The sequence below is a fragment of the Pedobacter aquae genome (genome assembly GCF_008195825.1).
In the GTDB taxonomy this organism is placed as follows: Bacteria; Bacteroidota; Bacteroidia; order Sphingobacteriales; family Sphingobacteriaceae; genus Pseudopedobacter; species Pseudopedobacter aquae.
In genome coordinates this window covers 1,098,427-1,113,523 of sequence record NZ_CP043329.1, presented here as the reverse complement: position 1 = coordinate 1,113,523, position 15,097 = coordinate 1,098,427, and the positions used below count along the sequence as shown (strand labels likewise).

The window sequence follows — 15,097 nt, the reverse complement described above, 5'->3', positions numbered from 1 at the left end:
AGGAAGGTAATACATAACTAGTGTATGTTAAAACTAACAAAATATGGCATCATCTTAGTTTATGAGAAATAAATACAATTTATGGAAATAGCCCTAGTCTTGGGATTACTTTTACTGGCCATCATTTTATTTGCTACAGAAGTTGTTTCTGTTGATGTGGTAACCATCTTTCTACTCATTTCTTTAGCCTTGCTAGGTATTTTAACTCCCGAAGAAGCTTATGAAGGTTTTTCAAGTGATTTTATCATCATCCTAGCGTCTATTTTCGTAATGGTAGGCGCTTTAAAAAAAACCGGAGTTATTGATACCTTCATCTCAAGGGTAATCAATGTAAAAAAACAATCGCCAACGGTACTTACCGTCATCATTATGCTATTTGCATCCTTAACATCGGCATTTATGAACAATACTACCATTACGGCTTTAATGCTTAATCCAACCATAGGGTTATCCAAATTATCAGGTTTAGCGCCTTCAAAAGTGCTTATGCCATTGGCTTTTGCTTCAATTTTAGGGGGCACTTGTACTTTAATTGGTACTTCTACCAATGTGGCGGTAAGTGGATATATAGCCAAGCAGGGGTTAGAAAGAATTGGCATGTTTGATATTGCGCCTATCGGTTTTATTTTATTAGGTGTAGGGATAATATTCATGCTAACCATCGGTAAAAAAATGCTTCCGGTTAATTCTAAAGAAGATCTGGAAGAAGATTATGCCGTTAGAAAATACTTGAGCGAAGCGGTTATTTTAGAAAAATCGCCTATGGTGGGACAAAAAATGGTAGAATCTGAGATTGCCAAAATGGGCTTTAGCATCATTTCTATCATCAGAGATAAAACAAAGTTTATCCCTAACAGATACACCAGATTAAGCTTAGGCGATACTTTAATTATAAAAGGTGATATTGATGAGCTTTTGAAAATCAAAGACATTCCTGGTGTTGAAATAAAAGCCGATTTATTAGATTTTAACACCAAAGACGATGAATTACACCTAGCAGAACTTATGGTTTTAGGTAGGTCTGATGTGATAAGAAATACCGTAGAAAAACTAAATTTCAGACAGCGTTATGGCATAAGCATTTTAGCTATTTTCCGCAAAGGAAAAACCATTAGCGATAAAATAGGGAAACTTCGTTTACAAATTGGCGATTTGATTTTAGTACAAGGCAATAAAGAAAGTATAGATCTTATTCGTACAGAAATAGACGATTTCATTATTCTTGAAGATTACAAACCTAATCTAAACCTTCGTAAGAAAGGTATTTTAACGCTATCTTTTTTCTTGGTCGCTATTATTTTAGGAACTACCGGAATCATGCCATTATCTATTGCTTTTTTATTTGGAGCATTTTTAACGGTAGCATTTAGGTGTATCAATGCTAATGAAATTTATGAAGATATAGACTGGCGTTTATTGGTTCTAATTGGCGGAATGAGTGCTTTTGGTATCGCCATGACAAAAACCGGGGCAGATAAATTTGTGGCAGATTTTATCATTCAGATTTTTGAACCTTTAGGCTCTTACGGTATTTTAGGTGGCTTTATCTTATTAACCGTTTTACTTACTCAACCTTTAAGTAATGCCGCAGCCGCCTTGGTGGTTTTGCCTATTGGCTTGCAAACAGCAGCACAATTACAGCTTAACCCTATCACCTTTGCTATTGGTATCATGATGGCAGCTTCCGTATCGCTCCTTACCCCTTTTGAGCCTTCTTGTATTTTGGTTTATGGGCCAGGCAAATACAAATTCTTTGATTTTGTTAAAATAGGTGGTTTATTAACCTTAATTTTGATGGTTATTTTATTGATAACCATACCCATATTTTTTCCTTTTTAGATGACAAATTTTAGCAGGTTTACCACCAACCATAAGGTAAGGCCAGACGATATAGACATGTTTAACCATGTACATAATAGCAAATATCTGGATTATGTATTAGCAGCCAGATACGAACAAATGGACACGCATTACGGCATGTCTATGGAGAAGTTTTTAGAGCTAGGTTATGGCTGGGTGGTGCAAAAAGTAGAAATCGCCTTTAAAAGACCTTTAGGTTTAGGAGATCATTATAGCGTTACCACAGGTTTAGTGGATATTAACAACAGAGGTTGTAAGGTAAGTTTCGAAATTAAAAACCTAAAAAACAATAAACTAAGTGCCGATGGTTGGTTTGATTTTGTGATGATAGATTTGAAAACTGGTAGAGGTGTTGAAGTTAGCGATGAAATGATTGCTAAATATTCTATTTGATAAATTGGTTTCTTTATTCTAACAGCTATTGTGCTCAAGGCTTACTAAGTCTAGCCGAATGGTAGCTTTTTCTTTTCCTTGATGAAAAGAAACAAAAATCAAGGCTGATGAATATTTGTTGTTACGTCTAAATAAATCTTCATCCACAATCCTGAGTGGTGTGAATGGTTTTGCATTGTGAAAGTTAATACAACACCCGTCGGATTGTTTCCCGATACTGCTTTATGAAAGTTTATGCAAAAGATTTATTAGTCTCCACTTCCAAATCTTCATAGGCCATTTTGTTCTTCGGAAAGGTTTTGTTTAAATGTTAAAGGTAGCTCTTAAATATTCGCTCTTAAGACGTCTTTCTACTCTGTACTTTATACTTTTCACTTTCAACTCTTCATAGGCCGGCTTCGTTCTTTTGAAGGTAATTTTAACCATCGATACAATCGGAAAACCATTTTAAGCACTCGTTGCAAACGAGCGCAAGAAAGGATAAAATCGAAAAAACACTTTAAGCACTCGTTGCAAACGAGCGCAAGAAAGGTTAGATTGTTAGGCTGAAATATCCAATATTTTAGGCATCTTTCTACTCTGTACTTTATACTTTCTACTTAAACAATCCAAACTTCTGACAACTGTCTTCGGACTCTCCACTTCCTATTTCCCCAACGCCTCCTCTATCAATAAAGAATAAAAATCTTGCATGCTTTGGCCAGTAGCTCTTACCTGCTGTGGAATGATACTATTAGCAGATTGTCCCGGAATGGTATTAATCTCAATAAAATAAAAATCTTGTTGTTGAGATTCTAAGATAAAATCTATCCTCACCATACCCTTACAATTCAGTTTTTGGTATGCTTTAGAAACTATGCTACCCACCCTATCTTTAATATTAACATCAAGTTCTGCTGGAGTAATTTCTTCAGTAATACCATCGGTATATTTAGCCTCGAAATCAAAAAACTCTTTTTGGGTTTTAATCTCGGTAATCGGTAAAACCTTAATTTGCCCCTTTTCTTTATACAAACCAACGGTAAATTCTCTTCCCGATATAAATTCTTCTATCAAAACCTCAGAACCTTCAGCGAAAGCCTTCTTAATAGCCTCATCTAAATCTGTCCAATCGTTAACTTTAGACATACCAATACTACTACCACCATTATTAGGCTTAATAAATAAAGGCAGTTTCAGTTTAGCTATAATATGATCTTGGCTATATCCATCTATTCCAAATAATTGGATAGATTGAGCCGTAAATAATTCGTCTATATCCCTAACAATAGCTTTAGAATAAGCCTTGTTCATGGTAATGGCAGAAGTTGTAGTATCGCAACTGGTATAAGGTAAACCTATTAAATCAAAATAACCTTGTAGCTTACCATCTTCACCTGGTTCGCCATGAATAATAATAAAAGCACAATCAAATTTTATCTTCTCTCCATTTACATGGATGCTAAAATCATTTTTATCAACAAAAGTTACAGTACCATCAGTTGCTTGGTAGTACCACTTATCTTTTTCTAGAATAATTTTATAAACCTGATAAGGTGCTTTAGATAAACTTTCTTCTACCTGCGCTGCACTTCTTAAAGACACAACAGCTTCGCCAGTAAAACCTCCGGCAACTAGGGCAACATTCTTTTTCATCATGGGCCAAATATAATTTTAAATGATAACATATAACTCTAGCCGAACTAAAAAAATTTGATTCTATTTCCTGAATTTTGGCTAAGTTTGAGGTATTATTTTTGATTCAATTTTACTAAATGAATAAATTTTTCAAGTATCTGGCAACTCCCGAATTTCGCAAGCAATTGATTATTGCTTTTGCCGCCATTGTAATTTTATTGTTTAGTGTATTCTTAAGTTTAAGATATTATACCCGCCATGGCGAAGGTTTACCAGTTCCAAATCTTAAAGGTTTAGATATAGAAAGCGCTATTAAACTATTAGAAGCAGATGGTTTTAGATATCAAATAGATTCTGTTTTTGTGATGGATAAAAAGCCGGGCTTAGTTTTAGAACAAGACCCAGACCCAGAAACTAATGTAAAAACTAATCGTATTATTTATTTAACGATAGTAAGCTCGCAAACACCCGATGTAAGTTTCCCTGATATAGACCATAAAACTTTGGTAGAAGTGATTTCTATACTATCCAATTACGGTTTAAAACTTGGCGATACTACCTATAAAGCAGATATAGCCCGAGATGCTGTTCTAGCTTATTCTTATGCAGGACAACCTTTACGTGTTGGCCAAAAAATACCAAAAGGTTCTAAAATTGATTTGGTTTTAGGAGATGGTATGGGTGCTAGTGAAATTGAAGTGCCAGATTTACGCGGACTTACCTTAAGCGAAGCCAGATTCTCTTTAAAAGGTTCATCCTTAACTTTAGGAGATATTTTATACGAGGGTAATGTAAGCGATACCTCTAATGCTATTGTGATCTCGCAAACGCCTTCTGTTCAAGATTCTGTAGTAAAAGTAAGCATTGGCACACGTATCAATTTGGTCTTATCTAACCAATAATTTATTTATGGATGATATTCTAGCTGATGAATTTTTAGCGCTGCAACAATCCGGAGCTATAGAAAACTATTTACTTTTAGATGTAAGAGAACCTTTAGAATTTCATACCCATAATGTTGGTGGTATAAACATCCCTTTAGGGAAATTACAAAACCTTATTAGTGAAGATGAAATTGATTTTGATACAGAACAGGCTATCATTGTGATTTGCCAAAGAGGATTGAGAAGTAAAACCGCCAAAAGTATATTAAACCAAAACGGTTTTAAAAACGTTAGAAACCTTACCGGCGGATTATTAAAATTAAGAAAGATATAAATTACCCTTTTACCCAATATGGCTCAAGAAAAAACATCCAATTTAAGAAAAATTGCCATTGCATTATTTGTTATTGTATTTGCTGCTACTGCTTTTATTTTACCTAAACTCTACTTTAAGTTTATTGCAGCCAATGTAGATATTTCTGAAAAAACTTATTTATATATACCTTCTGATGCAGATTTTAAACAGGTTAAAGATTCTTTAGACGCTAAAGCACAATTTAAGCGCCCACAGTATTTTTACGATTTAGCCAAAGAACGTGAATTAGAAAAAAAGTTTAAACCCGGTAAATATGCTTTAAAACCCGGTATGAATAACAGAGCTATAGTTAACATGCTTATTGCCGGTAATCAAGAACCTGTTCAAGTATCTTTCAGGAATTTAAGGTTAAAAGAAAATTTAGCAGCTGCTATTTCAAAAAAACTTGAGTTTGATTCTCTACAATTTATGCAATTGTTAGATTCTACAGCATTTATAGAGAAATATGGTTTTAATAAGGATAATGTGTATACGGTTTTTATACCCAATTCTTATGAAATGTACTGGAATGTTTCTGCTGAAGATTTCTTTATCAGGATGCATAAAGAATACACCAGCTTTTGGAATGCAGAACGTAAACAAAAAGCAGAAGCTTTAAAGTTAAGTCAGCAAGAAGTATCTGTTTTAGCTTCTATTGTTGATGCCGAGGCTTTAATGGATAAGGAAATGCCTACCATAGCAGGTTTATATTTAAACAGGCTTAAAAGAGGCATTAAGTTAGAAGCAGACCCTACCGTGATTTTCGCTAATCAAGATTTCACCATTAGAAGAGTACTAAATAGACATTTAACAAAGGCATCTCCGTATAATACCTATCGTGTTACAGGTTTGCCTCCTGGGCCAATCATGATGCCTTCTATCAATGCTATTGATGCTGTTTTAAATTACGAAAAGCACAATTATATCTATATGTGTGCCAAAGAAGATTTCTCTGGTTACCATAATTTTGCCGATAATTTAGCAGACCATTTAGCAAATGCTCGTAAATTCCAACAAGCATTAAATCAAAGAAACATCAAAAAATAAGGCATGTTTAGCTACGAAACCAATATCAGAGTAAGATATGCCGAAACAGACCAAATGGGTTATGTTTATTACGGCAATTATGCAGCTTTTTATGAAGTTGCCCGTACAGAAATGCTGAGAAGTTTAGGCATGACTTATAAATCTATGGAGCAAGACGGCGTGATGATGCCCGTATTAGAAATGCGAACCAAGTATTTTAAGCCTGCTAAATATGATGAAAACGTTACGGTTAAAGTAACCATCAAGGAAAAACCAGGTATAAGAATCATTTTTCATTACGATATGTTTAATGAAAAACAAGAACACTTGAATACCGGCGAAACAACTTTGGTTTTTGTAGATATGAAGAAAAACAAGCCATGCCATCCGCCAGGCAACTTCATGGAAAAAATTAGTGTATTTTTTGATTAACTTCGTTAAATGCAGTGGCTACATAACTTTTTATATAGGTTTAGATTTTATCAGCATATTATAGAATGGACAAAGGTTTTAATTTTACCGGGCTTTAGTCCGCTACCCTTTTATACCGTAGCCGTATTTTTCTTCCAAGAAATTAAGAAAGACTCTTTAGTAAATAAAGCATCTTCACTTGCTTACAATTTTATGATGGCTATTTTCCCCTCCATCATTTTTCTTTTTACGCTTATCCCCTATATCCCTATAGATAATTTTCAAGACCAATTGATGACGGTTATAGCCTTGGTATTGCCTAAAAATGCTTATTTAGCTTTAGAATCAACCATTGAGGATATTGTTAAAAATCAAAATGGCAAATTATTATCCTTAGGTTTTATTTTGGCCTTATTTTTTGCCACCAATGGTATACATACCTTAATGCAGGCTTTTAATAAATCATCTTTGATTATAGAAACAAGAGGCTGGTTAAAACAAAGAATTGTTGCTTTTAATCTTACTGTTCTTATCGCTTTTTCTATTATCTTGGGGATAACCGTTCTTATAGTTGGCGAGTTTATTATCAACACCTTTAGAACAGGTTTAAATTTAGATAGTAATGGCTTTTGGATTTTCTTAATTACCATTACCCGATGGATTATCATTATAGCTGTATATTTTATTACCACTTCTTTACTTTATAGATATGGCCCTGCAAACTCTAAGAAATGGAAGTTATTTAGTGCTGGTTCTTGGCTAGCTACCTTGCTTGCCATCATTAGTACTATAGGTTTTTCGTATTACATCAATAATTTTGGAGCTTACAACAAATTATATGGCTCCATTGGTACTTTGCTAGTGGTGATGATTTGGCTTTACATCAACTCGCTTATTCTATTAATTGGTTTCGAGCTAAATGCCAGTTTAGATTTATCAAAAAGGAGTATCAAAATTGTAAAGCCACGATTTAACTCTTTCAAATCAGAGCCTCAAAACAAAATCAAAACACCTTAATATGACAACAAAACAAGCCCCTTACCAGTTTTCTAGTTTAATTGCCGAAGAACAAATTAAAGAAGGATTAAGCAGACAAATTTTTGGTTATGATGACCAAGTGATGATGGTTAAAGTATTTTTCAAGAAAGATGTTATTGGCGATTTACATGCCCACCCTCATGTACAAGTGAGTTACGTTGCCGAAGGAAGCTTTGAAGTTTATATTGGTGATGAAACCCAAATACTAAGAAAAGGCGATGGATTTTATATTAAACCCGATACTATACACGGCGTAAAATGCTTAGAAGATGGTATTTTAGTTGATGTATTTAACCCTTTAAGAGAAGATTTCATCTCTTAAAAGTAAGCCAAGTAGCTTTTTAATAATTTTAATGTATTGATAAATAAAAAGTTAAGTTAAAAAATAGAAAAATAACATTTTCTACTTTGGAGATTTGCTTTGAGTTTGTACTTTTGCGGCGGAGAGTTGGCAGAGTGGTCGATTGCGGCAGTCTTGAAAACTGTTGACTGTAACAGGTCCGGGGTTCGAATCCCTCACTCTCCGCATAACGATATTGAAGAAATTTCAAAAAAAGGTTGCTCCAAAAAAAGCAACCTTTTTTCTTTTAGCTTCAACACACTTTCATTAAAATTAGGATCAAGCGTAAAAGTTGGGGAGGATTACAGATTTGATTATTTTTGTAGAAAATCAATGTTTTGGATTCTACCTTACTATCATTAATCTTACCCGAAGGTCTTAGCGAATACTTTGAACTGGACAAAGTAGAGACTGTATCGGATTCTTATTACATCTATCTTAAAGAAAGGAATATACAACCCAAAGAGTTCACCGCTCAAAAGTTAATTTCTAAGGGTTTTTTCGAAGAGATTTCTGTCAGAGACTTTCCCTTACGCGGAAAACCTTGTTTTTTAAAGCTTAAAAGGCGGAAATGGATGATCGTAGAGACAGGAGAAATCGTATTTAGAGATTGGAATTTGGTAGCAGAAGGGACAAAAATGACTCAGGAGTTTGCCTTTTTTTTGAGAGACTATTTGGATTCAAGCCCAATAAGCTGTAAAACACTTGGAAGATTCTTTGGAGTTGAGGGTAAACGACTGCAAGAACAGTATGTAAGCCATTTGAGTGACTTTATGAGTTGGGATCAAGCTGAACATGCTCAGGACTGGTTGCTTTTTCCAGACAACCTTGGTGAATATCTATCTATTGATGAGACCAGCCTTTCACAAGGGGAACTATATACCATTGTTACCAATAAAGCAGCAAAAGGCAAAAAAGGTGCTTTGGTTGCTATTGTAAAAGGCACAGAAAGTGAAACGGTTATAAAAGTTCTGTGCCGTATAAAAGAATGGGCGAGAAAAAAGGTAAAAGAGGTCACTCTTGATCTAGCTCCCACCATGGCTAAGATCGTACGAAGGAGCTTTCCAAAAGCAAAGCTTGTCTCCGATAGATTCCATGTGCAACAGCTAGCCAGCGAAGCTGTTCAGGAAATCAGGATAAAACATAGATGGGATGCTATTGAACAGGAAAACAAGGAAATGGATCTTGCTAAAGAAATAAAGAAGCCTTGGATTCCAGAATTATTAGAAAATGGAGATACCTTAAAGCAATTATTGGCAAGGAGCAGGTATTTACTGTTTAAGAAAGAGGTGAATTGGACATCGTCCCAAAATCATAGAGCAGAACTGTTGTTTAAACGATATCCAGATTTACAGAAAGCCTATGAAATCTCCCAGGAGTTGTCCTCTATATTTAGCCGTTCAAAAGACAGAAGAATAGCTTTCAAAAAGTTGGCAATATGGTATAATAAGATAGAAAAACTAGGTTATAAACCCTTCAATACCATAGCTAGAACCATTCAGAACAATTATGAAACCATATTGAACTATTTTGATAACAGAAGCACAAATGCATCCGCAGAATCTTTCAATGCCAAGATAAAAGCTTTCCGATCGCAGTTCAGAGGCGTAAGAAATGTGAAGTTCTTCCTCTTTAGACTAGCTAAAATATACGCTTAATGTCTCCTCCCCAACTTTTACGCTTGATCCTAAAATTAGGGTTTATTATAAAATATCGTTCTATAAATAAAAAACATTTTTTGGAACCGCATTCAAAATCATATACTATTTTAATGATTCTTACATGAATTCTTTTGCTCTATTTAAAAATATTTAAACACCACTTATTCTTTTACTCGAATTTATGAGTAGCAGTCTTCCCATATTAATTTTGAATGATATTTTATAGAAACACAGAAGAGATAATTAGAAATTATTCTGTAAAAAACTTATTTAATAAATTTATAGAATACCCAAAGAAACAAAGAGTAAAAGCTTACAAAAGCCGAGTAATAAGCCCCGGCTTTTGTAACTATTAAAATAGAATTAAAAACCAGAATCATCCAGTGCGAAAGTATTCTTTCTATCTTTCCATTTGCCTCTTGTAAAATCAGGGATATCTTGTGAAGCATTGCCTTCAGCCAATGATTTTGCAGACAATGGTAAAATCACACTCATAGTTACAGAATCATAAACATCTATTGGTGTTTGACGCTTTTGTTTTATAGATTGTATAAAAGCATTAAACACAAACCAGTCCATCCCCCCATGTCCTGCCCCTTCTGCTTCTTTTGAATAACGCTTCCACAATGGATGGTCATATTTCTTAAACCATTCTTCTGCTGAATCCCATTCGTGTTCTTTACTTATACCTTCTATATGTACTGACTTCGCAACATCCATCCATAGGCCATTAGTACCCTGCACTCTAAAACCTAAGGCATAAGGGCGTGGCAAATGTGTATCATGAGTTATAGCTAATGTTTCTCCGTTTGCGCAATTGATAAGCGTTTTAATAATATCTCCATTCTTATAATCTATTTTAGAATTTGGATGTCCTGGAGATTTCTTATTTACGTAATCTGCCAATCCTCTCGCTTTTGATGAGAATGATACCATATTTGTTAAGCGATTTCCTCTATTTATATTAATATATTGCATTAACGGACCTAAACCATGTGTTGGATAGATATCAGCATTTAAATCTATGTTGTATTGAGTGCGCCACTGTGCTTCGCCAATAGATTTTTCTTTACCAAACTCCACACCATGACCATAAAAGTGTTTACCATCGTTAAACAATACATGTCTTAAATCATGCTCGTAACCGCCTTCTAAGTGTAACAATTCTCCAAATACTCCTTTTCTTACCATATTTAGAGCTGCCATTACATCTCTTCTGTAACATACATTTTCTAAAGTCATGTAAGGCATATTAGTTTCTTCTGATACATTGACAATATCCCAGTGATCTTGTACTGTTAAACCGGCTAATACTTCGCAACCTACATATTTGCCAGCTCGCATAGCATCTATTGCTTGATCACGATGGAATTCCCATGGAGTAGAGATTATAATACCATCTAAATCTTTTCGCTCTAGCATTTTTTTGTAGGCGTCAACTCCACCGGTATATTCCTTTGGAAGCTTCTTCTTATGCTTCACAAATTGTTCTCTACATATTCTTAATGAGCTCTCTTGGATATCGCATATTGCTATAATTTCTACATCACTCCTTTTTAAGCCTTCTTCTATATGTGTACGTCCTCTTAGTCCTACACCTATATAGCCTAATCTTACGATACCTTTGTCTTTGGCAAATAATAGCCCTGTAGGCAAGATAGTTAGACCTGCAGTAGTTAGTGTACTGCTTTTAATAAAATTTCTACGGTTCATATTATAATAATTCAATTAATTGGTGCTCATTAAAGCCATCATTGGTAGTTAATAAAAATATCCTTATATGATAGTTAATAAAATTCATCAGCTCCAATATCAATTATCCCATTATATCTTGCTTGATTATCAATATCAAATAATCCTGCAGACGCTCCATGCCCATTATATCCAATATTAATAGCCGGTGAACTGCTCGATAGGTTTAAACTAAATGGAGATAAGCTTAAAAATTGGGGATTTTGAAAAAGACTATTTGAATCTCCTCCAGAACTGCCTTTCCAACTTGCAAAAGTGTTGCAAACCGCACCATTCCATAGCCACTTAGTTGAACTCCCTGTAGTATAATATAAATTATAGTTTATACCGTTAAATATTCCTGTGGAATCATTTTTTCTAACAAACATACCCCTATCATATCTTGCATAAATGATATTATTGTGTATTTCATTGTAACTACAATTTGTATTAAGTCGTATTTCACCCACCTCTTCTCCATAATACCCCAACTCTCTTGCATTTTCATATAAAGTATTATTTGTTATAATACATCCAATAGTTCCTCCTCCTGTATAGCCAGAATATCCCCCCATTAAAATACCTTCTGCTCTATTACAAAAAATGAAATTATTTCTAACAATACAGTATTGAGTCGGAAAGTCATTATTCTCACTCACAAGTCCAATACCTCTATCACTATCTCTAACTCTATTTTTCTCAACTGTAATATATCTTGCTCCATCAATATAAATTCCTATTGTTCCAGCTATAGATTGAAGTGTTGGAACAGGACCGGTTCTCCCATCAATGTTCCAGATGTTATTTTCTTTAATTACTCCATTTCTAGCATAATTATATAATGGATTAGAGTTACCTAAGTATCCTCCTGCTATACAAATCGCTATATTCTCTCCATTATAAATTTGATTTCCCGAAACAACGAAATCGGATACATAGCCATTAATAGTTAAATTTTCACTTGTCCCAGTATTATTATCATGAATTATATTGTTTTCAATTGATATTGAAGTTATTGGTAATGTAGAATTACCTATTACATTGATAGCATGGCCTTCTCTGCCAACTGAAGGCGAAGCGTTGTTTTCAATATTATGAATATGACAATTTTTAATAGTTATGTTAGACGAAGCCCCATTTATTAAAATGCCATCTACCATGTTCCCACCACTAGAAGTTCTTAAATCACATATTTCTAAATCTTCAATATTAATCCAAGAAATTGATGAAAGCCTCATTAAAGCTTCATGTCCTGTTACTGATAATCCACAACCACTTATAGTGGCCTTTTCGTTGGGAAAAGATTTAAGAGTTATGGGCAAACCTGATGTACCTGAGCTAGTGAAATTTACTTTTTCAACATAAGTGCCTTGCCTAACAAAAATTGTAGCTCCCGGACCTGCCACAGACAATGCATGATTTATAGTTCTAAATGGTTGTGTTTGTGTTCCACTTGAGTAATCGTTACCACTTACTGAAACATAATATTCAGTTACAGAAGACATAGCGACATTAGGCTCTATAATTTGCTCTTTACAAGATGTAATTGTTAAAAGTAAAAAAACTATAATTGGAACACACAAAGTATCATAAAATTTTATTTCTTTTTTCATTATTTTAAACATTAAATTAAAATCAACATTCTTTTTAATTAAACAATCTATCACCTTGTTTTAATTATTTTATAATATATATTATATGAGTAACACGGAATCAATACTAAATATGCTATTTGATTATTTGACAAAGCAGACAACCAACTGTATATCAATGGTAATATAGCTCCACCTGCAATACCCATTATTAAAATTGCTGAAACTTTGTTAAGTGTTTTACCACTCAAGCCCCTTAAAGTAAGTGGCCAGATTGCCGGCCATAATAAAGCGTTACTAAGCCCCAACAATGCAATAAATGCTACGGATAATTTTCCTGGAGAAAAAACAGCGAGTGATGTAAATAAAATACCTAATAATGAAGAGTATAAATATGCTTTTTCTTGAGAGATTAATCTAGGAATAAACAATGCTCCAAAGATATATCCTAAAAGCATAAATACTAACGTATAAGATGTTAAACTTTTGGCTGTATCTAAACTGATACCATGATAGATACCATAATTACCAATAGTATCTCCTGCAACAACCTCTACACCAACTGTAACAAATATTGCTGTAAACCCAAAAATAAACCTGTTGTTTGTTTTTTTTATTTGAGCTTCATTATTTTCTAATGCTTTCCTTTCATCTTCTAAGTTTGATAAAGCTATTTCTGGTAAATTGATATATTTAACCGTGAATGCAATAATTAATAGAATAATAGTTAAGAAACAATAGGGCATGATAACGCTACGAGCCAATTCATCTAAACGAATTATTTTTTCGATGAGAGATAATCTTTTTAGCTCTTCTATCAAACTATCAGAATTATTAAGAATAACTGCCCCTAGAATGAGTGGGGCCAAAATTCCTCCAAACTTATTACAGACACCCATGATACTTATTCTTTGGGCCGCTCTTGAAGAATCTCCTAGCATGGTAACATAAGGGTTTACCGCTGTTTGTAATAAAGTTATTCCAGTGCCTACAACAAATAAACCAAATAGAAAAAAAGGATAATAACGATATAAGGCAGCTGGAATAAATAATAGACACCCAGCAGCCATAATTAATAAACCAACTTGCATACCTTTAACCATACCTATCATTTGTAAAATTCTACTTGAAGGAAGTGCCATAACAGTATATGCAATGTAAAAAGCAAATGTTACGAGATAAGCTTGCCATTCTTCTAATTCACAAGCGATATGTAAGTACGGGATTAATGTACCATTTATCCAGGTTATAAATCCGAAAAGGAAAAAGAAACAACTAAGAACAACTATTTGTCTTACATATAGTGAACTATCCGTATTTTTATTTAAAGATATCTTGTCTAACATTTCCCTTTTTCAAAATTTTCTAATGCATTTTTAACATTTCCATATCTTAATAAGTAAGCTTTTGCATTATCATAATTTGTAATTCCAGATTTATCCATCAACATTTTTACGCCCCTATCTATTAACTTTTCATTACTAATCTGCATATTTAACATATTGTTATCTAAAACTTTACCCAAACGAATCATAACACTTGTAGATATCATATTTAAAATCATCTTTTGTGCTGTACCACTTTTCATTCTAGTGCTTCCTGTAACAAACTCTGGCCCTACAACTATTTCAAGTGGGATATCAGAATTTTGAGAAATGGGTGAATTTGAATTACATACTATACATGCTGTAAATATTCCATTATTGCGGGCTTCTTTAAGTGCGCCAATAACATAAGGGGTAGTTCCACTTGCAGCAATACCTATTACTACATCCTTAGAATTAACGTCATAGCTCTTTAAATCAAGCCATCCTTGCTCAAAGCTATCTTCCGCATCTTCAATACCATAACGCAAAGCCTCATCACCGCCTGCCATAATTCCAATTACTAAATCATCCGATACTCCATATGTTGGAGGGCACTCGCTAGCATCTAAAACTCCAAGTCTTCCACTTGTACCTGCACCTATATAAAACATTCGCCCTCCTTGTTTCATTTTTTGGCGATTATATCAACTAGTTTAGTAATAGATGGTATAATTTTCTTTACATTACCTGAAACAGTAGAATCTTCATGATTAATATGAGTTAATATTGCCTCTGTACTCATCTTTTCTAAATGGCGATAATGAGAAGGCATTTCTGTTGTTTTTATAAAATTTAATAATTCTTTATTCATTGAATTCTTAT

General features: G+C 33.8%; 15 protein-coding genes and 1 tRNA gene. 10 read left to right on the top strand and 6 right to left on the bottom strand.

Features of this window, described 5'->3' with window-relative positions; genetic code table 11:
- Positions 1–81: 81 nt before the first annotated feature.
- Both FYC62_RS04885 and FYC62_RS04880 read left to right on the top strand, forming a co-directional pair.
- The gene (locus tag FYC62_RS04885; protein ID WP_039455184.1) at positions 82–1,839 is read left to right on the top strand and encodes an SLC13 family permease; all 1,758 of its coding nucleotides are present in this window, start codon (positions 82–84) and stop codon (positions 1,837–1,839) included.
- Positions 1,840–2,253: an acyl-CoA thioesterase gene (locus FYC62_RS04880; protein WP_149074139.1), complete on the top strand. Its 414-nt coding sequence runs from the start codon at positions 1,840–1,842 to the stop codon at positions 2,251–2,253. It abuts the gene before it with no gap.
- Positions 2,254–2,898: 645 nt separating this feature from the next.
- Here FYC62_RS04880 and FYC62_RS04875 read toward each other — a convergent pair.
- Positions 2,899–3,891, bottom strand: a complete 993-nt coding sequence (locus FYC62_RS04875; RefSeq protein WP_317131521.1) for a D-alanine--D-alanine ligase — start codon at positions 3,889–3,891, stop codon at positions 2,899–2,901.
- A gap of 116 nt (positions 3,892–4,007) precedes the next feature.
- Here FYC62_RS04875 and FYC62_RS04870 point away from each other — a divergent pair, with 116 nt between their 5' ends.
- The 8 genes from FYC62_RS04870 (at position 4,008) to FYC62_RS04835 (ending at position 9,582) form a co-directional block, all read left to right on the top strand.
- Positions 4,008–4,772, top strand: a complete 765-nt coding sequence (locus FYC62_RS04870) for a PASTA domain-containing protein (RefSeq protein ID WP_149074138.1) — start codon at positions 4,008–4,010, stop codon at positions 4,770–4,772.
- A 7-nt stretch (positions 4,773–4,779) separates the two neighbouring features.
- On the top strand, positions 4,780–5,088 hold the full coding sequence (locus FYC62_RS04865) for a rhodanese-like domain-containing protein (protein ID WP_149074137.1): 309 nt from the start codon (positions 4,780–4,782) through the stop codon (positions 5,086–5,088).
- An 18-nt stretch (positions 5,089–5,106) separates the two neighbouring features.
- A complete protein-coding gene (gene mltG / locus FYC62_RS04860) occupies positions 5,107–6,156 on the top strand; it encodes an endolytic transglycosylase MltG (RefSeq protein WP_039455000.1) in 1,050 nt (349 codons plus the stop codon).
- A gap of 3 nt (positions 6,157–6,159) precedes the next feature.
- The gene (locus FYC62_RS04855) at positions 6,160–6,567 is read left to right on the top strand and encodes an acyl-CoA thioesterase (RefSeq protein WP_039454997.1); all 408 of its coding nucleotides are present in this window, start codon (positions 6,160–6,162) and stop codon (positions 6,565–6,567) included.
- A 9-nt stretch (positions 6,568–6,576) separates the two neighbouring features.
- A complete protein-coding gene (locus FYC62_RS04850; protein ID WP_149074136.1) occupies positions 6,577–7,563 on the top strand; it encodes a YihY/virulence factor BrkB family protein in 987 nt (328 codons plus the stop codon).
- 1 nt (position 7,564) lies between these two features.
- The gene (locus FYC62_RS04845; RefSeq protein ID WP_149074135.1) at positions 7,565–7,906 is read left to right on the top strand and encodes a cupin domain-containing protein; all 342 of its coding nucleotides are present in this window, start codon (positions 7,565–7,567) and stop codon (positions 7,904–7,906) included.
- Positions 7,907–8,026: 120 nt separating this feature from the next.
- A tRNA-Ser gene (locus tag FYC62_RS04840) sits at positions 8,027–8,110 on the top strand.
- A gap of 152 nt (positions 8,111–8,262) precedes the next feature.
- Positions 8,263–9,582, top strand: a complete 1,320-nt coding sequence (locus FYC62_RS04835) for an ISAon1 family transposase (RefSeq protein WP_240534818.1) — start codon at positions 8,263–8,265, stop codon at positions 9,580–9,582.
- Between the two features lie 366 nt (positions 9,583–9,948).
- On the opposite strand, the gene FYC62_RS04830 is transcribed toward FYC62_RS04835, so the two are convergent.
- From FYC62_RS04830 to FYC62_RS17945, 5 genes are all read right to left on the bottom strand, one after another.
- Positions 9,949–11,298: a Gfo/Idh/MocA family protein gene (locus FYC62_RS04830; RefSeq protein ID WP_149074133.1), complete on the bottom strand. Its 1,350-nt coding sequence runs from the start codon at positions 11,296–11,298 to the stop codon at positions 9,949–9,951.
- A 74-nt stretch (positions 11,299–11,372) separates the two neighbouring features.
- Positions 11,373–12,929 (bottom strand): right-handed parallel beta-helix repeat-containing protein, encoded by a 1,557-nt coding sequence (locus tag FYC62_RS04825; RefSeq protein WP_168199387.1) that lies wholly within the window; start codon positions 12,927–12,929, stop codon positions 11,373–11,375.
- Between the two features lie 50 nt (positions 12,930–12,979).
- Positions 12,980–14,254: a sugar MFS transporter gene (locus FYC62_RS04820; protein WP_149074131.1), complete on the bottom strand. Its 1,275-nt coding sequence runs from the start codon at positions 14,252–14,254 to the stop codon at positions 12,980–12,982.
- Positions 14,248–14,904, bottom strand: a complete 657-nt coding sequence (locus FYC62_RS04815) for an N-acetylmuramic acid 6-phosphate etherase (RefSeq protein WP_317131520.1) — start codon at positions 14,902–14,904, stop codon at positions 14,248–14,250. Before FYC62_RS04815 ends, FYC62_RS04820 begins: the two co-directional genes overlap by 7 nt.
- A complete protein-coding gene (locus tag FYC62_RS17945) occupies positions 14,901–15,086 on the bottom strand; it encodes a hypothetical protein (RefSeq protein WP_317131519.1) in 186 nt (61 codons plus the stop codon). The genes FYC62_RS04815 and FYC62_RS17945 overlap by 4 nt, the downstream gene beginning before the upstream one ends.
- Positions 15,087–15,097 lie beyond the last annotated feature (11 nt).